The 18,139-nt window shown below is 73.9% G+C and carries 14 protein-coding genes and 2 tRNA genes; 7 read left to right on the plus strand and 9 right to left on the minus strand.

What is annotated here, in order from left to right:
* Window positions 1–5: 5 nt before the first annotated feature.
* Window positions 6–164, minus strand: a complete 159-nt coding sequence (locus ACZ3OF_RS02320) for a hypothetical protein (RefSeq protein ID WP_361666714.1) — start codon at window positions 162–164, stop codon at window positions 6–8.
* A 368-nt stretch (window positions 165–532) separates the two neighbouring features.
* Here ACZ3OF_RS02320 and bdeA point away from each other — a divergent pair, with 368 nt between their 5' ends.
* Both bdeA and ACZ3OF_RS02330 read left to right on the plus strand, forming a co-directional pair.
* A complete protein-coding gene (gene bdeA, locus ACZ3OF_RS02325; protein ID WP_467302186.1) occupies window positions 533–1,393 on the plus strand; it encodes a bis(hydroxyethyl) terephthalate hydrolase in 861 nt (286 codons plus the stop codon).
* Window positions 1,394–1,550: 157 nt separating this feature from the next.
* Window positions 1,551–4,193 (plus strand): helix-turn-helix transcriptional regulator, encoded by a 2,643-nt coding sequence (locus ACZ3OF_RS02330; RefSeq protein WP_467302188.1) that lies wholly within the window; start codon window positions 1,551–1,553, stop codon window positions 4,191–4,193.
* A gap of 34 nt (window positions 4,194–4,227) precedes the next feature.
* On the opposite strand, the gene ACZ3OF_RS02335 is transcribed toward ACZ3OF_RS02330, so the two are convergent.
* From ACZ3OF_RS02335 to ACZ3OF_RS02350, 4 genes are all read right to left on the minus strand, one after another.
* Window positions 4,228–5,478 (minus strand): leucine-rich repeat domain-containing protein, encoded by a 1,251-nt coding sequence (locus ACZ3OF_RS02335; RefSeq protein ID WP_467302190.1) that lies wholly within the window; start codon window positions 5,476–5,478, stop codon window positions 4,228–4,230.
* Window positions 5,475–6,824, minus strand: coding sequence for an SDR family NAD(P)-dependent oxidoreductase (locus tag ACZ3OF_RS02340; RefSeq protein ID WP_467302192.1), 1,350 nt, complete (start codon window positions 6,822–6,824; stop codon window positions 5,475–5,477). Before ACZ3OF_RS02340 ends, ACZ3OF_RS02335 begins: the two co-directional genes overlap by 4 nt.
* Before the next feature lie 31 nt (window positions 6,825–6,855).
* Window positions 6,856–6,928: transfer RNA gene (locus ACZ3OF_RS02345), tRNA-Arg, on the minus strand.
* Window positions 6,929–6,935: 7 nt separating this feature from the next.
* Window positions 6,936–7,008, minus strand: a tRNA-Glu gene (locus ACZ3OF_RS02350).
* A 121-nt stretch (window positions 7,009–7,129) separates the two neighbouring features.
* On the opposite strand from ACZ3OF_RS02350, the gene ACZ3OF_RS02355 reads away from it, so the two are divergent.
* A complete protein-coding gene (locus tag ACZ3OF_RS02355; protein ID WP_467302194.1) occupies window positions 7,130–7,702 on the plus strand; it encodes an antibiotic biosynthesis monooxygenase in 573 nt (190 codons plus the stop codon).
* A gap of 126 nt (window positions 7,703–7,828) precedes the next feature.
* Here ACZ3OF_RS02355 and ACZ3OF_RS02360 read toward each other — a convergent pair whose 3' ends face one another.
* The 3 genes from ACZ3OF_RS02360 to ACZ3OF_RS02370 all read right to left on the minus strand — a co-directional run bounded on the left by ACZ3OF_RS02360 (window position 7,829) and on the right by ACZ3OF_RS02370 (window position 12,860).
* Window positions 7,829–11,284 (minus strand): DUF4132 domain-containing protein, encoded by a 3,456-nt coding sequence (locus ACZ3OF_RS02360; RefSeq protein WP_467302196.1) that lies wholly within the window; start codon window positions 11,282–11,284, stop codon window positions 7,829–7,831.
* A gap of 86 nt (window positions 11,285–11,370) precedes the next feature.
* Window positions 11,371–12,300, minus strand: coding sequence for a ketopantoate reductase family protein (locus tag ACZ3OF_RS02365; RefSeq protein ID WP_361666706.1), 930 nt, complete (start codon window positions 12,298–12,300; stop codon window positions 11,371–11,373).
* Window positions 12,297–12,860 carry a winged helix-turn-helix transcriptional regulator gene (locus ACZ3OF_RS02370; protein ID WP_467302199.1) on the minus strand — a complete coding sequence of 188 codons (564 nt, stop codon included), beginning with the start codon at window positions 12,858–12,860 and terminating at the stop codon, window positions 12,297–12,299. The genes ACZ3OF_RS02365 and ACZ3OF_RS02370 overlap by 4 nt, the downstream gene beginning before the upstream one ends.
* Before the next feature lie 256 nt (window positions 12,861–13,116).
* On the opposite strand from ACZ3OF_RS02370, the gene ACZ3OF_RS02375 reads away from it, so the two are divergent.
* The 4 genes from ACZ3OF_RS02375 to ACZ3OF_RS02390 all read left to right on the plus strand — a co-directional run bounded on the left by ACZ3OF_RS02375 (window position 13,117) and on the right by ACZ3OF_RS02390 (window position 17,509).
* Window positions 13,117–14,316, plus strand: coding sequence for an ROK family transcriptional regulator (locus tag ACZ3OF_RS02375; RefSeq protein WP_361666703.1), 1,200 nt, complete (start codon window positions 13,117–13,119; stop codon window positions 14,314–14,316).
* 170 nt (window positions 14,317–14,486) lie between these two features.
* Window positions 14,487–15,956, plus strand: coding sequence for an ABC transporter permease (locus ACZ3OF_RS02380; RefSeq protein ID WP_467302201.1), 1,470 nt, complete (start codon window positions 14,487–14,489; stop codon window positions 15,954–15,956).
* A 42-nt stretch (window positions 15,957–15,998) separates the two neighbouring features.
* Window positions 15,999–16,697 carry an ABC transporter ATP-binding protein gene (locus tag ACZ3OF_RS02385; protein WP_361440037.1) on the plus strand — a complete coding sequence of 233 codons (699 nt, stop codon included), beginning with the start codon at window positions 15,999–16,001 and terminating at the stop codon, window positions 16,695–16,697.
* An 89-nt stretch (window positions 16,698–16,786) separates the two neighbouring features.
* On the plus strand, window positions 16,787–17,509 hold the full coding sequence (locus ACZ3OF_RS02390) for a CDP-alcohol phosphatidyltransferase family protein (protein WP_361666700.1): 723 nt from the start codon (window positions 16,787–16,789) through the stop codon (window positions 17,507–17,509).
* Here the strand turns inward: ACZ3OF_RS02390 and ACZ3OF_RS02395 are convergent.
* On the minus strand, window positions 17,490–17,981 hold the full coding sequence (locus ACZ3OF_RS02395; protein ID WP_361666698.1) for an FAD synthase family protein: 492 nt from the start codon (window positions 17,979–17,981) through the stop codon (window positions 17,490–17,492). The two genes, ACZ3OF_RS02390 and ACZ3OF_RS02395, sit on opposite strands and share 20 nt — an antisense overlap.
* Window positions 17,982–18,139 lie beyond the last annotated feature (158 nt).

Below are 18,139 nucleotides of genomic sequence, written 5' to 3' on the forward strand. Positions count from 1 at the left end.
CCCGCTCAGGTGAGGACGAAGAGGGCGGCGAGCGCCGGTCCCACGGCGCCTCCGAGCTGGTAGCAGAGGACGAAGAGCCCGATCGCGGCCGGCCGCCGGGCTTCGGACACCTGCCGGGAGGCGCGGACGGAGAGGACCGCGTCGCTGCCGGTGGCGACGAACACGGCGGCCGCGGCGGCCAGGAGCAGCAGGGGGCCCAGGTGGCCGCGCCTGCGGCCAGGGGCGCGGCCGGGACGAATGCGACGCCCTCGCCGGGCAGCTGCGTCGCCTCCTCATCGCCCTCTGTGACACCAGCATCCACGGACACCCGCGCTCGGCACCCTCCGGCCACCTCTCCGCGGCGTTCCTGCGTCGTGTCACGTCCGACCTCGCAGGTCCCGCGACCCGGTGACCGGTCATTTCGCCGATGCCTTCGTCCGCCGCTGCCCCGACAGTGGCCCGAGCCGGTCGATACCGGCGCGCCGGCCGATCCCCAGGCCGTCGCCGCACCCCCACGACATGACGCAACACGACACGAGAGGACGACTCCGTCGTGAAACGACACCTCGCCGCCGCCGTAACCCTGTCATCCCTGGCCTTCCTGGCCGCCCCCGCCGCCGACGCCGCGGACAACCCCTACCAGCGCGGACCGGCGCCGACCGTTGCCTCCATCGAGGCGGCGCGCGGCTCCTACGCCGTCTCCCAGACCAGCGTCTCCTCCCTCGCCGTCACCGGCTTCGGCGGCGGCACCGTCTACTACCCGACGTCGACGAGCGACGGCACGTTCGGCGCGGTCGTGATCTCCCCCGGCTTCACCGCGTACGAGTCGTCGATCGCCTGGCTGGGCCCGCGTCTTGCCTCGCAGGGCTTCGTCGTCTTCACCATCGACACCCTGACCACGCTCGACCAGCCGGACAGCCGGGGCCGTCAGCTCCTCGCGGCCCTCGACTACCTGACGCAGCGCAGCTCGGTCCGCGGCCGCGTCGACGCCTCGCGCCTGGGCGTGATGGGCCACTCGATGGGCGGCGGCGGCACGCTGGAGGCGGCCAAGAGCCGGCCCTCGCTGAAGGCCGCCATCCCCCTCACCGGCTGGAACACGGACAAGACCTGGCCGGAGATCAGCACGCCCACCCTGGTCATGGGTGCCGACGGCGACACCGTCGCGCCGGTCGCCACCCACTCGGAGCCGTTCTACGAGAGCCTGCCGGCGTCCCTGGACAAGGCGTACCTGGAACTCAACGGCGCGACCCACTTCACGCCGAACAGCTCGAACACGACGATCGCGAAGTACAGCATCTCCTGGCTCAAGCGGTTCATCGACGACGACACCCGCTACGACCAGTTCCTCTGCCCGCTGCCCCGGCCGAGCCTGACGATCGAGGAGTACCGGGGCACCTGCCCGCTCGGCTCCTGACGGCCGCCGCCGTCCCCGCCGCGCGCCCCGGGCGTGGGGCGCGTGAGCGGGGCGGGGGTGACGCTTGTCCCGGTGCACAGCGGGTGCCCCACAGGTGTGGGCCCGGGCCCAACACGCGACTCTTCCCTCGGTCCCTACCCGCCAGTACCGTTGCGGCGTGAGTGGAGCGTCGAGGGCCGCCGCTGCTCCGCGGCTGTACGACCGTACGTCCGAACTCGCCGCCGGGGCGGAGCTCGCGGCGCGGGCCGCCGACGGTTCGGGCGGTGTCCTGCTGGTCACCGCCGGCCCCGGCATGGGCCGCACGGCGCTGCTCGACCGGGCGGTACGGGAGTGTGCGATCCGGGCGCACCGGGTGGGCGCGCCGAGCGGCAACCGGGTTCCCTGGAGCGGCGTGCGGGCCCTGGTGTCCGCACTCGCCCCGACGCCCTCGGCCGCGCGACGCGCCGTGCGGGCGGCCCGCGGCCCGGAGGGCGTGGCGGGGGCGCTGACCGCCCTGCGCCCTGGCGAACCCCTGCTGCTCTGCGTGGACGACCTCCATCTGTGGGACGCGCACTCGCGCACCGCGCTCGACGCCGTGTGGCGCGCGGGCCCCGTTCCCTGGGCGTGGGTCGTCTCGTTCGCGGGGCACCACCGGCCGCCCGAGGTGCCCGGTGCCCGGGTGCTGCGCCTGGGGCGGCTCGGCAGGCAGGGCGCCGCCGCCCTGCTCGACGAGGTGTGCCGGGCGCCGCTGACCGCCTCCGTACGCGCACGGCTGCTCGACGAGGCCGCCGGGCACCCCGGGGTCCTGACGGCGATGGCCGCACGACTCTCCGCGGCGGGCGGGCAGTCGGGTGCCGGGGGTGACCTGCTGGGCTCCGTGACGGACGACGCGGTGCTGTCCGAGGTGTACCGAGGGCTGCTGGAGTCTTTACCGGCCGAATGCGAACGGGTGTTGACGCTGGTGGCGACCGCCGGCGAGCCGGGCCCGGCAGCGGCCGGGCCCGGCGACGTGCGACCGGTCGGTGCCGATGCCGTCCTGGCGGCCGCCCGCGCCGTACGGGCATCGCCCGAAGCGCTCGACCGGCTGGTCGCCTACGGGCTGCTGCGGGGGACCCGCGAGGCGCTGCGGTTCGAGGACCCGCTGCTGCGGCGCGCCGTCCTGGGCACCGTAACGCCGTCACGGCGCCGGGAGCTGCGTGCGCTCCTCGCTCCGCGCACCGGGGCGGGGGCCGTGGTGGGGGCGGGTTCCGTTGCCGTGGCGGAGATCGCGGCCGACGGGCTCCTGGCCGCCGAGGAGGTGCGCGCGCCGGCCGGTGTGGTGCGGGGACGGGCCGAGCTGGTGCGCGGTCTGGCCGTACTGGCCGACGGCCCGGCCGGGGACGCCCACCAGGTGCTGCTCCTCGCCGCCTCGCTGCTGCGCGAGGGAGCGCCCGAGGAGGCGGCCGACGCCCGGTTCTTCGCCATGGAGGCCGCCTGGGCGGCGGGGGACGCCGAAGCCTGCGCGACCGCGCTCGGCGGTGGCGACAGTGTCCGTACCCCCGGAACAGAACGCGCGGACGAGTCAACCGACGCCGCCGAACGGGACTTCCGTGACGGGATGTGCGCCGCGCTCGCCGTACGGCTGCACGAGGCACGCGCGCCGCTGGCCCGCGTCGTGGCCCAGGACGGAGCGGCCGAGGAACCGCGCAACCTGCTGCGGGCGGGGGCCGCCGCTCTGGTTCTGGGCGACGCGCCCACCGCCGTGCGCGTCCACTCCCGCGCGCTGGCCAAGGTACGGGCCGAGGGCCGTACCGCGCTGCTCCCGCGGGTCCTCGAGCACCTGGCGTACGCCGAGCTGAGGGCCGGATGCCACGAACGCGCGGCCGCCCACGCCCGGGAGGGGCTCCGTACGGCGGAACTCACCGGCCAGCGCAACGCGGCGGCCCACCAGCACGCGGTGCTCGCCCTCGCGGCCTCGGTCTCGGGCGACAGACGCGCCGTGGCCGAACACGCGGGGCGGGCGCTCGGGACCGCCCGGCCGCACGGGCTCGTCCAGGCGACGACCCTCGCCGAGTGGTCACTGGCCCGGGCGGAACTGGCCGACGGGCTCGCCGCCCAGGCCGCGGCACGCCTCGCCCCCCTCGTGGGCCAGGGGCCCCGCAGCGGCCACTTCGCCCTCCGGATGCTGGCCGTGCCCTGCTTCGTCGAGGCCGCCTGCGCGGCGGGCCGGGCGACGGACGCCCGGGCCGCGGCGGAGGAGTTCGCCGTGTGGGCCGGTCTGGGGGTCGATCCCCAGGCGCCCGCCCAACTGGCCCGCTGCCGTGCGCTGCTGGCCGGTGCCGACGACTCCGCGCACTGGTACGGGGAGGCGGTGCGGCACCACGAGGACACCGGCAACGACTTCGAGCGGGCGCGGACCCTGCTGGCGTACGGCAAGTGGCTGCGCAGGCGCAGGCGTCCGGTGGATGCCCGGGCGCCCCTCAGCGACGCGCTCGTCACCTTCGAACGGGCGGCGGCCGGTGTCTGGGCCGATCAGGCGCGGGCGGAACTGCGGGCGACCGGTGGCGCCGTGGGCGGTACGGCCGCGGCGTCGCCGGAGGCCGCCGGTGAGCTGACGCCCCAGCAGCAGCGCATCGCGGGTCTGGTGGCGGCGGGGGCGACGAACCGTGAGATCGCCGACCGGCTGTCGCTGAGCCCCCGCACGATCGACCACCATCTGCGGAACGTGTTCGCCCGGCTGGGCGTCCGCTCCCGCGTCGAACTCTCGGGGCTCCTGGCCCGCGCCGCGGGGGACGCCCGGGACCCCCTGCACGCCCCGGACGTACGCCGAACCGGCCCGTGACACACCCGCACCCGTCCGTCGTCGGCCCCGGAGGTCAGGGGTCGTTGCCCGGGTCCGTCGGGTCCGCCGGGTCCGCCGAGGCCGGCGGGGCCGTGCGGTGGACGCTGCGGACGGCCTCGACGTCCGCGGAGACCGCCGGCTTCGGCAGGTGCGCGCTGAAGGCGTCGAGCCGGCGCCGGACACTCGTCGCGATGCCCTTGCCGAGCACGAAGCGCGTCGGGGTGAGCGCCCGGGGCGCGGCGTCGAGGATCCGGTGGGCCTCGCGGCTGCGCAGACCGGTGTGGGCGAGGACGAGGTGGGTCAGGCGGTGCTCGCGCCCGGCCAGCGTCTCGCCGATCGCGGTCGCGGCACCCAGGTCAACATGGTTGTCCGCCGCACCCAGCGTGCCCGCCGCGCGGACCCGGCCGAAGTCGAGCAGTTCGACGCCCGCGCCCGCCGCCGCGGCGACGAGCCGGGCGGCGGCCTCCGGCCCGATCCCGTTGCTCGCGACGGAGAGCCTGGTCGTACGGCCGTACGGCGCGCGCTCCAGCGCGTCCGCGAGGAGCAGCGCCCCGTCGTCGCCCAGCCGGGCCGCCGAGGCGTACAGCTCGCCGACCGCTCCGGAGGCGAGCAGGGCGGCGAGCGGTGCGGCCCCGGTGCGGCCGAGCGGATTGCCGCCGACGAAGAGCCGTTCGATCCGGCGCCCTGAGGCGGCCGCCGTGAGCAGTGCCTCCGCGAGAACGGCGAGCCCCGCGGGGTCGAGGCCGGTCTGGACGAGGTCGAGGGTGCGAAGCCCGGAGGCGGCGGCCACCAGATCCGCCGCCGCCCGGCCGCCGCCCGAGCCCAGCGGGTTGCGCTTGAGCCAGACCCCGCTGACGACGTGCTCGGAGGCCCGCAGACTGTCGGCGATCCGGCAGGCACCGCCCGCGGTGATGCCGTTGCAGCCCAGATAGAGGGTCTCGACGCCCGCGCCGACGGTCTTCTCCGCGACATCCGCCGCGCCCTCGTCACCGAGCCCGTCCGTACCGAGGAGGAGATGACGGACCCGCCTCGGGCCGGCCGTGTCGCCCAGGGCCTCGGCGATCAGCGCGGCGCCTTCGGGGCCGAGGGCCTGCTTGCACAGGTCGAGCCGTCCGTCGGGCATGGCCGTACCCGCCGGGAAATCGAGCCTGCGGTCGGCGGCCCCGCCGCCGCGCAGCCAGTCGATCAGCGGACCGAGGTCGGCGATCGAACGGGGCAGGACGGGGGGCACGCCCGCGAAGGGGCTGCCGCCCTCGTCTCCTGCCGTGTTCCCCGGTCCGGTCACCACGCCGCCTCCCGGTAGTCCTTGAGGAAGACGCCGGACACCGGCGCGCCGGCCTCGCCGCGCACGATCGGGTCGTACACCCGCGCCGCCCCGTCCACGATGTCGAGGGGCGTACGGAACCCCTCGGCGGCGAGGCGGTTCTTCTTCGGCAGGGGGTTCTCGTCGGTGATCCAGCCGGTGTCGACGCTGCACATATGGACGCCCTGGGCGGCGAGCTCGGGCCCGCTCGTGCGCGTGAGCATGTTGAGCGCGGCCTTCGCCATGTTGGTGTGCGGGTGCCCGGCGGTCTTGCGCCGCGCGGCGAAGCGGCCCTCCACCGCGGTCACGTTGACCACGTAACGGTTCGGCCTGGGCGAGGCGAGCAGCAGCGGCAGCAGCCGGTCCACCAGGAGCGCGGGCGCGAGCGCGTTGACGAGCTGGGTCTCCAGGAGCTCGGCCGGGTCCAGCGCACCGATCCGGGCCGACCAGGAGTTCACCGGGGCGTGATCGGGCAGCAGACCCGCCTCGTCCGCCTCGGCGAGGACGAGCGCGAGCGCGCCGCCGGCGGAGGGTGCCTCCAGGGCCCGCAGCGGGGCGTAACCGGGGGCGGCCCAGGCGGAACGCGGGAGCGCCGCCGTCTCGCCCGCGGCGAGCAGCGCGTACGACTCGGGCGGGCGACGGACCGTCTGGGCGGCGTTGTTGACCAGGATGTCGAGCGGTTCGCCGTCCTCGCGGAGCCGTTCGCAGAGCCCGAGGACCTGGCGCGGGTCGCGCAGGTCGACGGCGACGACCGTCAGCCGGTCGAGCCACGCCTCGCTGCCCGGCGCGGCCTCGAACCGGCGGAGCGTGTCGTGCGGGAAACGCGAGGTCACGAGGAGTTCGGCACCGTCCCGGAGCATCATCAGCGCCAGTTGGAAGCCGATCTTGACCCGGCCGCCGGTGAGCAGGGCACGGCGCCCGGTGAGGTCGGTCGACAGGGCGCGGCGGGTGGTGTTGTCGGTGGCGCACTCGGGGCAGAGCGCGTGGTAGAACGCGTCGACCTGCCGGTAGTGCGTCTTGCAGACGTAGCAGCGCCGCGGCCGGTGGAAGACCCCGCCCCCGCCCGCGTGCCCGCGGCCCAGCGGGGCGTCCTCGCGGCGCGCGACGGCGCCGGTCGCCGTGGCGGCCACGACCGTGGCGTCGGCCTCGCCGAGTGCGCCCCTGCGGGCCTTGCGGCGCCGGGTGCGGCCGTCGCGGGCGAAGGATTCGGCGACCTGCTCGGCGCGGAGACGGACCGGATCGTCGACGGGCAGGGCGCGGAGCTTTCCGACCGTACGGTCGAAGGCGGCGAGCTCCTCGTCGCTGATCTCCTCGCCGACCCGCCCCATGTCCGTTCCGCCCCGCTGTCGTTCGATGCCGTGGTCCCGGCCGGATTCGAACCGGCGTGTCCCCTCCGAGGAGGAGGGCGCGACTGCCTCTGCGCTACAGGACCGGAGAGGCCCGGACGGTCGGATTCGAACCGACGTGACCCGACCTGAGAAGTCGGTGCGACTGCCTCTGCGCTACATCCGGGTGCGGTGATCATACCGGCGGCGCCCAGGGCGCTCGCCGGGCCCTCGGTCCGGCACCGGACCGCTCCGACCGGACGCCGCGTACAGTGTGGGCGGGCGCGGTGTGATCACGAGGAGTATGTGTGACCGCGGTGAGTCTTGAGCACGCCAGCGTCCCCGCCGACGCCGGCGAGGTGACCCTGCTGATAGCCCGCCGGGTGGAGCCCGGCTACGAAGCCGCCTTCGAGCGCTGGGCGAAGGGCATTCTCGAGAGCGCGGCCGCCTTCCCCGGCCATCTCGGATACGGACTCTTCCGCTCCTCGGGCGGGGACGCCCCCTGGTTCCTCGTCCACCGGTTCCGGGACGCGGAGGCCTGCCGGTCCTGGCAGGAGTCGCCGGAGCGGGCGGCCTGGTTCGCCGACTGCGAAGGCCACCACCACACCGAGATCGCCCGGCGGAGACTGACCGGCATGGAGACCTGGTTCGCCAAGCCGGGCTCGACACGGCCCGCCCCGCCCCGCTGGAAGATGGCGATCAGCGCGACCCTTGCGATCTACCCGATCTCCCTCCTCGGCAGCCTCTTCCTCGTGCCCCACCTGACCGCCCTGCCCCTGGTGTTCAGCAGCGCGGTGATCGCCGCCGTCTTCAACGTCCTGATGACGTACGTGGCGATGCCGGCCGTGAGCAGGCTCCTCCGGGGGTGGCTCGGCCGCTAGCGCCGTCCACTCGTCCCGGGAACGGAGTTCCGCCGCGGTCAGCAACTGGAGCTGGACCTCCGCCCAGGGACCGCTCGGCCGACGACCGCAGCGGATGCCGCTCATCGGTGCGCTTCCCGGTGGCGGTCACGAGGTCAGCTCGGTGAGGTCGGCGAGCAGTTCGGAGACCGTCACCGGGTCGAGGTCGGCGATCTTCAGGGCGTGGTCGCGGTTGGCCCAGTGATCGCACGGCCGCTTGTCGAGCCAGATCGTCTCCAGCGTCTGGTTCTCGAACATCTCGATGTTGCCCACCGCGATGCCCGGCTCCAGCGCGATGACCAGATGGCTCTGGGGCCCGATCCGCCGGGAGAACCACCGCTCCACACCCGCGTCCTGGGGCACTCCCCGCTCCCATCCGCGCTTCTGCAGACCGAGCAGCCTGCCGACCGGAACGGTCACACCCTCGAAGCGGGTGAGGCGCGCGCCGGCGGCCTCCTCATCGGTCGCGGCGAGGACCGGCCGCCCGAGCTGCGGGAAGGGCTGCACGATCTCGTGGCCGGCGAACAGCTCCGACCACGTGGCGAGCTCGGCGCCACCCAGGTGCAGGGGGTGGGCGAGCGTGACGGTCGCGTCGTCGGCGACGGACACCGTCACGTTCTCGGCATCCACGTACGTACGGTCCTCGGCCACCCGGAACGCGGTGACCGTCCCCTCCTCCTCGGCGCGCCACACCAGACGGCGCACCAGATGCCACACCAGCGGATGCTCCACGAGCAGCTGCCGGAACTCGCCGCCCGTCCAGGAGCGCCGCGTCACCATCGCCTCCTCCAGGCGCCGCACCTGGTCCGAGGCGATCGTCCGGGCATCCTTCTTCAGGGCGGCGAACCGCTTGCGCTCGGCCGGGGCGAGCTCCGCGTCGTCCCGTACGCCCGGCTTCGGCAGATCCTTCAGACGCCGCCCGGCCTCGTCCCGTACGAACGGCTTCAGCTGTTCGTCGAAGCCGACCGTGAAGCGGCGGTCGCCGTAGTCGACGACAGTGCTGCCGTCGGCGTCCAGGCCGAGATCCGGCACCAGACGGTCGGCCAGCTGTTCACCGGTCAGGCCGAGCCCGGCGGCGACGGAGGAGATCTTCTCCTGGGCGCGGAGCTTCAGCGCCTTGAACTTCACCCGCTGGGCGATGCCGTGCAGCTGGAGCAGAGCGACGTCGGTACCGATCGCGGCCAGTACGTCCAGACCGTCGACTGCCCGGTGGTGCGCACCCTCGCCCGGCCAGACGCGGATGATCGGAGCCAGCGCGCGGACCGTGTCGTCGTCCCCGAACCAGCCGAGCGCGTGCAGCGCCCACGCGTCCTTCGGGGGCATCCCGGCGAGCCGCCACTCCTCGAACAGCGCCCAGGCGAACGCCGCGAGGGAGTCCTTCGCGCACAGTTCCCGTACGACGGCCACACCCGGATACACGGCACCCGGCTTGGAGAGGGCGAACATCGTGAGGAGGTGACCCACGGCCGAGGACGGGAGCGCACCGCCGGACGACGTCACCAGCTGAGGAAGCGCGAGCGGATCGGCCCACGCGCCCAGCTCCGGCATCCGGGCGGGCAGCGCGGCCGTCAGCGGATCGGAGTCGAGCAGGACCTCGATCGCCTCGGCGGCCTCCTCGCCGTACTCCGCCGCCGCCTTGCGTACGACGTCGGCACCGTGCGCCGACACGATCAGCGCCAGCGCCCGCTCGGCGGCGGTCCGTGCCGCGCCGGGCTTGCCCAGGGCGTCGGGGACGAGCAGTCGCGCCGCGTCGGCGCCGTGCCGGACGAACCATGCCCTGGCCGTCTTCCCGGCCGTCTTGAGCCGTTCCAGCCAGTCCGCCATCAGCCGGGCCACGGCGGGATCGACGAAGGGCATCAGGAGCGGCGCCAGGGAGGTCGGATGGTCCCTGGCGACGCGCAGGACCGAGGGGAGCGCGAGGAGTTCGTGCCGGGCGACGAACGGCTTGTAGATCTCCGGGCCGTCGTAGGAGCTGTCACCGGGGGTCCATTCGGCGAGCAGCGGCCGGACCGTCTCGACCGGGCCGTGCGTGAACACCGCCACGTCGTGCCAGGAGTTCCGCAGGCCCGAGCGCATCTGCTCGATCAGCTCCTCCATGGGCCGGTACGGCTGCCAGCCGCTGATCCAGGACTCGGCGACCGTCCACAGCTGCTGCTCGCCCGGCTCCCACACGATGCGGGAGTCCGCCGGGGCGACGAGCCCGGCAACCACCCGCGGCTCGACGACCGTGCGTGGCCGGGTCCACGGCGGCGCGGCCAGCAGCTCGGGCAGGGAGGTGAGGGCGACCTCCTCCATGCGTCCGTCCTGGCGCGCGAGCGACCCCACGATCTCGGCGACCTGCTCGGGGAGGTCCGGAAGGACGGCGAGCGCCGTCTCGCGGTGGGCGGCCACATGCGCCGTGAGCAGCCGTCGGACGGTGGCCGGGGTCTCGCCCTCACCGCCCGCGGCCTCGCCGAGCAGGCGCAGCGCCCGCATCGGGAAGCGGCGCGCGGCGGTGACCAGGACGCTCCGCACATGCTTGTCGTCGACACGGGCGACCAGCTGACGGAAGGCCTCGTCCGAGGGCAGCTCGCCGAGCGCGGTGGCCATGGCCTTGGTGCCCTCCGCGTCGATGTACTGGCCGTTCAGTTCACCCGCGAGCAGAGGGGCCATGGCCGCGCCCACGCCCTCGCCGACCGTCGCGACGACCGCCGGGCTCCAGCCGCGCCAGCCGAGATCGCAGCGGCCGCCGAAGAGGGCGGCCTGCTCGGCGGTTCCCAGCGAACACAGCAGCATCATGCGCACATGGGCGTCGGCGTGCACGGGATGCCTCAGCCGCGCGCAGCACTCGTCCACCCACGCGCTCTCCGAGGGAACGAGGTACGACGCCCGCACCGCCCTGCGGACACTGTGCCGGTGCCCGGCGAGGGCCTCGACCGCGGCCAGGTACGTGGCATCGTCCGTCCCCGCCAGCAGCGCCCTGATCCGGTCGAGGGCCGATCCTGTGACGCCCTGTCCCCAGCCGCCGGAATCCTCGGGGTTCACCTCGACCCCGACGAGGAGGCTGCGGCGGTCCTTCTGCAGCCACACGTTCCGCACCTCTCCCAGCTCGACCGCGGCGCAGGCGGCGAACGGCAGCCCGAACTCCGCCACCCAGGCGTCCGCGACCGCTCCGTAGCCCCCGCGCTGGAAGTTGACCATCCGCGCGAGCACCGCCGCGCCGACGGCGTCCGGCTTCCCGCGCCGGTGCGCGCGGGCCGCCTCGACGAGCGCGGGGTCGCTCTGCTCGGAGTCCAGTGCGCGCTCGATCGCCTCGGCGTCCCGCGCGAGCCATACGCGGAGCTTCTCCGGCGCGTCCGCCTCGACCGCGGGCACGGTCCGCCGGACCCCGCCGCGCCGCGGGTGCAGACTCCGCTTCCAGGCGGCGGGCAGCACGAAGGTGTCCTCGTCGGCCAGGGCGGCGGACGCGGACCCGGCGGTCTCGGCAACCTCCGAGGCCTCCGGAACCACACTCTCCGGCACGGCCGCCACCGCCCCGCCGCTCTCCTGCTCCGAGCCGTCCGCGAAGTACTCCCAGCGCCGCACGGGCCCCCCTTGTCCCCGATGATCAGTTGCCCGCACACTAACGGGCGCCTCTGACAGGGGAGCCGGCCGACGGTTCTGACGGAGCGTCAGGCGCCGGTGGCCGAGACCCGTTCCTGGTGGACACGGAGGTGCAGGGTCGCCAGGTCGAGGAGCGGGGTGGGTACCGACAGGGTGCGGGCTCGGGTCACCAGGTCGCCGAAGAGGTGCTCGACCTCCGTCGGGCGTCCGGCGATCAGGTCGCGGTAGAGCGAGGGCACCATCGGGGACCCGGTCGCGGTCACGATGCCCAGGGTCGCGGCCCGTTCCGACTCCGGTACGGGATGGCCCGCCGCCGCCGAGACGGCCGAGGCCTCCGCGAGGACCGCCGGACCCAGGTCGGCGCCGCCCGGGACGGCGTTGATCTCGCCGACCGTGCCGCGCATCAGGCTCGTCACCGCACCGAAGGTGGTGATGAAGACCCACTTGTGCCACATCGAGGCCATCACGTCCTCCGGGACCAGGACGTCGATGCCGGCCTCGGCGAGGACGGCCCGGATCTTCTCCACCCGGGGCGACGGGGCCCCGTCCTGCTCGCCGATCGTCAGATGGGCGAGCGGCGCCAGCCGGACGATGTCCCCCTCGTCGCTGAGCGTGGTGACCACCTTGGCGACGCCGCCGAGCACCGGCGCGGCGCCGAAGCGGGTGTTCAGGGCCTCGATGTGGGCGAGACCGTTGAGCAGCGGCACGATCGCCGTGTCCGGCCCGACGGCCGGAGCGATGTCCTCTATCGCCTGCGTGAGGGCGGTGGACTTCACGGAGAGAAGCACGAGGTCGTACGGAGTGGTCAGCTCGTCGGCCGTGACGAGCCGGGGCTCCAGGGACCACTCCTCGCCCCGGCCTGTGATGCGCAGACCGCGGGCGCGCAGCACGGCGGCGCGGTGCGGACGGACCAGGAAGGTGACGTCCTCCCCGGAACGGGCGAGCAGCGCCCCGAAGTAGCCTCCGGTGGCTCCGGCGCCGACGACCAGGATCTTCATGAGTGCGGACCTCTCGGGGAGCGTTGCGTGGTGGACGGTACGAGCAGGGGGCGGAGCAGACGGTGCGGGCGGGCGAGGGCCGCCGTCACCGGGTCGTCGTCCCCGGCCGGCGGGGGCAGCCCGGGGCCGGGCGCCACGACGAGGTCGCCGACCGGGACCGCGGCCCCGCAGCCCGTACAGCGGCCGTCCCCGGCGACCGGGGCCTCGTCGTCGGCGTGGCGGAAGATGCGCCGTGGGCCACCGCCCGCCGCGTAGAACTCGTCGCCCCAGGAGGTGAGCGCGCGGACGGCGGGCCAGAGCGCGACGCCCTTGGGCGTCAGCCCGTACACCTCGCGCCGTCCGGTGCCGGGCAGGCGGTCGAGCACGCCGGCCTCCGTGAGGGCGGCGAGCCGGTCGGCGAGGACGGCGCGGGGGAGGCGGAGATGGGCGGCGAACTCGCCGAAGCGGCGGACCCCGTAGAACGCGTCCCGGACGATCAGCAGGGTCCAGCGCTCGCCGACGATCTCCATGGAGCGGGAGAGGGCGCAGCTCTGGCCGCTGTAGTCGCGGGGAAGGGGCATGCCGCAGACAGTAGCGCAGAGAGTTCGGTGGTTGAACTCTTTTGCGGGAAGGACGTGCGGTGGGAGGGAAGGGCGAGGTGAGGTGGAGGGGGATTAGGCTCGACACACGATGACGAAGACTCCGCGGACCGGGGACGCTCGCCCGAAGGAACGGAAGCCGGTGGAAGAAGGCAGCCCGGCCGAGGGCACCCCGGCGGCAGGTACGCGGGCGGCAGGCACGCCCGCGCGGAGTGCGCCCGGAGAGGAGCGGACGCGGATGGCATCGCGGCCCCGGGAGCCCAAGGCCGACAAGGCGAGCGTACGGCGGCACAATCTCAGTCTCGTCCTGCGGACCGTCCACGACGCCGGCGAGACGACCCGCGCGGCCGTCGCCGCGCGCGTGGGGCTCACCCGTGCCGCCGTCTCCTCCCTCGTCGAACAGCTCCTGGAGCAGGGCTTCCTGGTCGAGTCGGGCAAGACCTTCAGCGGACAGGCGGGACGGCCCGGGACGGTCCTGAAGGCGGCCGACACCGGTCCGGCCGGGCTCGGCGTCGAGATCAACGTCGACTACGTGTCCGTCTGCGTCGTCGACCTCGCGGGAGCCGATCGGGTCCGGATCACCGAACCCCTGGACAACCGCGCCCCCGTGCCGGACGAGGTCCTCGCACGCGCCGCCGGGATCGCGGCGCGCGCCCTGCGGAGCGCGGCGGACCTGGAGCTGCGTCCGGTGGGGGCACGGCTCGCCCTGCCGGGCCTGGTCTCGTCCGGAACCGTCCGCCAGGCGCCCAACCTCGGCTGGAACCGCGTGGCGGCCGACCGGCTCTTCGGCACCGCGCTCGCGAAGCACCGCGCACGGCGGGAGCTGCCGGTCGCCTCGGACAACGAGGCGAACGCGGCGGCGCTGGCGGAGCTGTGGTTCGGCGCCCTGGGCGACGTACGGAGCTTCCTGTACCTCACGGGCGAGATCGGGGTGGGCGGGGCGATCGTCGTCGACGGCGAACTGCTGCGCGGCGCACACGGGTTCGCGGGCGAGATCGGTCATCTGCCCGTGGACGCGAACGGTCCTCTCTGCCGCTGCGGTTCACGCGGCTGCCTCGAGCAGTACGCGGGCCAGTCGGCGCTGCTGCGGTCGGCGGGCGCGGCCGACGTCGAGGAACTGGCGCGCCGCGCCGACGCGGGGGAGCCACGGGCGGTGACCGCCGTCGAGGGGGCGGGGCGGATGCTCGGGCTCGCGCTCTCCGGTGCGGTGAACCTGCTCGACCCCGAGGCCGTCGTCCTCGGTGGGATCTACCCGCTGCTGATGCCCCGTCTCGGCCCCGCGGTCGACGCCGAACTCGCCCGCCGCGTGGTCTCCGGCCTCTGGACACCGGACGCGGGCCGCCTCCGCGCCGCCTCCACCTCCAGCCCGGCGGCCCGCGGGGCGGCCGCGTTCGTCATCCGCCAAGTCCTGGCGGACCCCCTCTCGTACGAGCCCTGAGCCCCGGCCCCTGACCCCCCGGCCCCCGATCCAACCCTGAGCCCCCCGCCCCGGCCCCTGAGCCCCCGCCTCGCCCCCTGAGCCCAGTCCCCCGGCCCCACCTGGTTCTCTCATCCCACTCTCACGCGGGCCTTATCCAGCCATCACCGCGCGCACCTAGCTTCGCGCCCATGTTCTTCACCTACCTCCGGCGCGAGCTGCGCCGTCGCAGAAAGGCGGCGCTCGTCGTCGCCTCCGGGCTCGCGCTCGGTATCGCGTTGGTCATCGTCGTCAACTCCGTGGCCTCCGGCATGAAGCAGGCCCAGACCCAGGTCCTGGAGTCCCTCTACGGGCTCGGTACCGATCTGACCGTCACCAAGGCCCGTGAGGAGCCCCAGGCCGGTGGTCAGGCTCAGCGGCCGCGGTTCGAGTTCGACGCCGGCGAGGACGGCGAGGAGCAGAGCAGCGACCGGCTGATGGTCCAGGGGTTCCAGACCCTGCCCGCCTCCACCTCCGCCACGGTCGCGAAGCAGGCCGGCGTCGCCCAGGCCGTCGGCGGTCTCAGCCTCGTCAACCTCAAGATCGACGGTGAGTTCAAGCGGGGCGAGTTCAAGCAGGCGCAGCCCGCCCAGCCCGCCCAGCCCGGCACCCCAGGTGGCGGCAACGGCGGCGGCGGGGGCCGGGTCGAAGGCGGTGGCGCCGCCTTCGACGTCAACTCCTTCACCCTCTACGGCACCGACGTCACCGCCCCCGACCTCGGCCCCCTCACCACCTCCACCCTCACCAAGGGCCGCACGTTCAAGGCCACCGAGACCGACGCCGCGGTCGTCGTGATCGACAGCGCCTACGCCAAGCAGGAGGGCCTCGACGTCGGCGAGACGCTCACGGTCAAGGGCGTGAAGTTCGAGGTCGTCGGCGTCGCCACCGCCGACAGCGGCCAGGCCGCCGCCCAGGTCTACCTGCCGCTCACGAAGGCGCAGACGCTCTCCGACTCCAAGGACAAGATCACCACCGTCTATGTGAAGGCGACCGACTCGACGAAGATCGAGGCCGTCAAGGCCGCCATCCAGAAGAACGTCACCGGCACCACGGTCACCACCTCCGCCGATCTCGCCGAGACCGTCTCCGGTTCCCTCGACACCGCCGCCAACCTCGCCACCAACGTGGGCAAGTGGCTCTCGTACGCCGTCCTCGTCGCCGCCGTCCTCGTCGCGGGGCTGCTCACCTCCTCGGCCGTCAGTCGCCGGGTGCGTGAGTTCGGCACGCTCAAGGCGCTCGGCTGGAAGAGCGGCCGGGTCACCCGGCAGGTGATGGGCGAGGCGCTCGTCAACGGCCTCATCGGAGGCGCACTCGGCATCGCCGTGGGCCTCGGCGGCGCGTACCTCGTCACCGCCGTCAGCCCCACCCTCACCGCCGAGCTCGGCGGCGGCGCGCTGACGGGCGGCGGCGGTGGCCGGATGCTTGCCGGACCCGGCATGGCCGTGGCCCGCGACGCCGGGGGCGGCAACACCCTCGACATCGCCCTCACCGCGCCCGTGAGCCTCACCACCGTCGGCCTCGCCGTCCTCCTCGCCCTCGGCGGCGGGCTTGTCGCGGGCGGCTTCGGCGCCTGGCGCGCCTCGCGCCTGCGCCCGGCGGACGCGCTGCGCCGCGTCGAGTAGCCGGTAGCCCGAACCCCTTCCCCGTATCGCAGGAGTTGCACCATGTACGAACTCACAGGCGTCACCAAGCAGTACCGCAGGGGCCAGGAGAGAGTCGACGCCCTCGCCGGGATCGACCTCACCATCAGGGAGGGCGACCGACTCGTCATCCAGGGCCCCACCGGCGGCGGCAAGTCCACGCTGTTGCAGATGCTGGGCGGTCTCGACCGGCCCACGGCCGGCAGTGTCATGCTCGACGGCGTCGATCTGGCCAAGCTGCCGGAGAGCCGGCTGACGGCCGTACGCAGTCAGAACATCGGCTTCGTCTTCCAGTCCTTCAACCTCATCCCCACGCTCACCGCCCAGGAGAACGTGGAGACCGCGCTCGTCCCGATGGGCATCAAGGCCGGGGAGCGGCGCTCCCTCGCGGCGGAGGCGCTGGAGGCCGTCGGTCTCGGCGAGCGCAGGGCGCACCTGCCGTCCGAGCTCTCGGGCGGACAGCAGCAGCGCGTCGCGATCGCCCGCGCCCTGGTGAAGCGGCCCAAGGTGCTCCTCGCCGACGAGCCGACCGGCAACCTCGACGAGTCGATGCGCGACGAGATCGTGGAGCTGCTCGAAGGGCTCTGGAAGGAGCACGGGCTGACGTTCGTGATGGTCACCCACGACAGTGCCATCGCCCGCCGTGCACCGCGCCTGGCGACCATCCGCAAGGGCCGGATCACGATCAAGGAGAACCGCCACGCGGAGGCGGTGGAGGCGTAGGTCCCGCCACCCCGAACCCCCCGGTGATGCCATGATGTGCGCCATCACGTACGAAAGTACGAAACTCGCACAAAGACCCGGGGGGGTTCGTGGGAACGATCGGGACCGCGCTGACCGAGCTGAAGTCCGCCCAGAAGTCCGCGAAGGGGGTCTCGCTCTACTCGCGGTTCGTCAACCGTCCGGTGGGGCGCCTCCTCGCGGCCGGCTCGTACGCCATCGGACTGACGCCCAATCAAGTCACCTTGACAAGCGCACTGTTCAGCTTCGCCGCTGTCGCCGGACTGGCCGTCGGCGGTCCGTCCTGGGTGCTCGGTCTGCTGGTCTGGCTCGGTCTCGCTGTCGGATTCGCCTTCGACTCCGCCGACGGGCAGCTCGCGCGGCTGCGCGGCGGCGGCAGCCCCGCGGGGGAGTGGCTCGACCACGTCGTGGACTGCGCGAAGATCACCGCGCTGCACACCGCGGTGCTGATCGCTTTCTACCGCCACCCCGAGCACTTCGGCACCGAGGCCGACAGCTGGCTCCTGGTCCCGCTCGGGTTCCAACTCGCCGCCGTGGTCACCTTCTTCGGCGGCCTGCTGACCGAGAAGCTCAAGCCCCGCCCGGCGCCGGGCAGCCCCGCCCCGCAGCCGTCCACCCTGCGCGCGGTGGCCCTGCTCCCCGTCGACCACGGGGTCTTCTGCCTGGTCTTCCTGCTCCTGGGCGGCGGATCGGCCTTCCGCTGGGGTTACACCGCGCTCGGCGTCGCGAGCGCGGTGTTCCTCCTCGCCTTCCTCGCCAAGTGGTTCCGCGAGCTCAGCGCAGCCCCTCGCTGACGCCGCCGATCCCGCCCACGCCGGTGCCCGGCTCGGCCTCCTGCGTCAGGAGGTCGAGCGCGCGCCGGAGTTGGGTGCTGGAGGTGTGCATCGTGTACGGGAAGTAGACGATCTCCACCCCCACCCCCGCGAAGTCCCGCTCCAGCCGGTCCCCCTTGGGTGTGCCGCGCCAGTCGTCACCCTTGAACAGCACGTCGAACCGGACCTGCTTCCAGGTCTCCAGCTTGTCCGGCACCGTCTCCACGAAGGCCGCGTCGACGTACTTCACATGGCGCACGATCTCCAGCCGCTCGACGAGCGGAATCACCGGCCGCCGGCCCTTGGCCAGCTCGGCCATCTCGTCCGAGACCACACCCGCCACCAGATAGTCGCACTGACTGCGCGCGTGCCGGAGGATGTTGAGATGCCCGATGTGAAAGAGGTCGTAGGCCCCCGGCGCGTAGCCGACGCGGTACGGCCTTCCTGCGGTCATGTACGAAACCCCCCAGGTGCGTTCGCGCTCCCCAGCGCGAAGGAGTTTCGACGATAGCGTGCACGTTCCGTTGAGAGTGGGTGAACGACTAGGGTGATGACCGGTTCGCGTCGGGGGAGAGGGGCGGTCGCGTGGGCGGACGGACGGCGGGGAACAGC

This window comes from Streptomyces sp. NPDC022552 (genome assembly GCF_055561875.1).

What these genes read in the sequence shown, in the direction of transcription:
- ACZ3OF_RS02340 (WP_467302192.1), bottom strand. Translation starts at nt 6,824, where the DNA reads ATGGGGCGGGTCGGCGAGGAGATCAGCGACGAGGAGCTCGCCGCCTTC.
- ACZ3OF_RS02365 (WP_361666706.1), bottom strand. Translation starts at nt 12,300, where the DNA reads ATGAAGATCCTGGTCGTCGGCGCCGGAGCCACCGGAGGCTACTTCGGG.
- ACZ3OF_RS02370 (WP_467302199.1), bottom strand. Translation starts at nt 12,860, where the DNA reads ATGCCCCTTCCCCGCGACTACAGCGGCCAGAGCTGCGCCCTCTCCCGC.
- ACZ3OF_RS02375 (WP_361666703.1), top strand. Translation starts at nt 13,117, where the DNA reads ATGGCATCGCGGCCCCGGGAGCCCAAGGCCGACAAGGCGAGCGTACGG.
- ACZ3OF_RS02380 (WP_467302201.1), top strand. Translation starts at nt 14,487, where the DNA reads ATGTTCTTCACCTACCTCCGGCGCGAGCTGCGCCGTCGCAGAAAGGCG.
- ACZ3OF_RS02385 (WP_361440037.1), top strand. Translation starts at nt 15,999, where the DNA reads ATGTACGAACTCACAGGCGTCACCAAGCAGTACCGCAGGGGCCAGGAG.
- ACZ3OF_RS02395 (WP_361666698.1), bottom strand. Translation starts at nt 17,981, where the DNA reads ATGACCGCAGGAAGGCCGTACCGCGTCGGCTACGCGCCGGGGGCCTAC.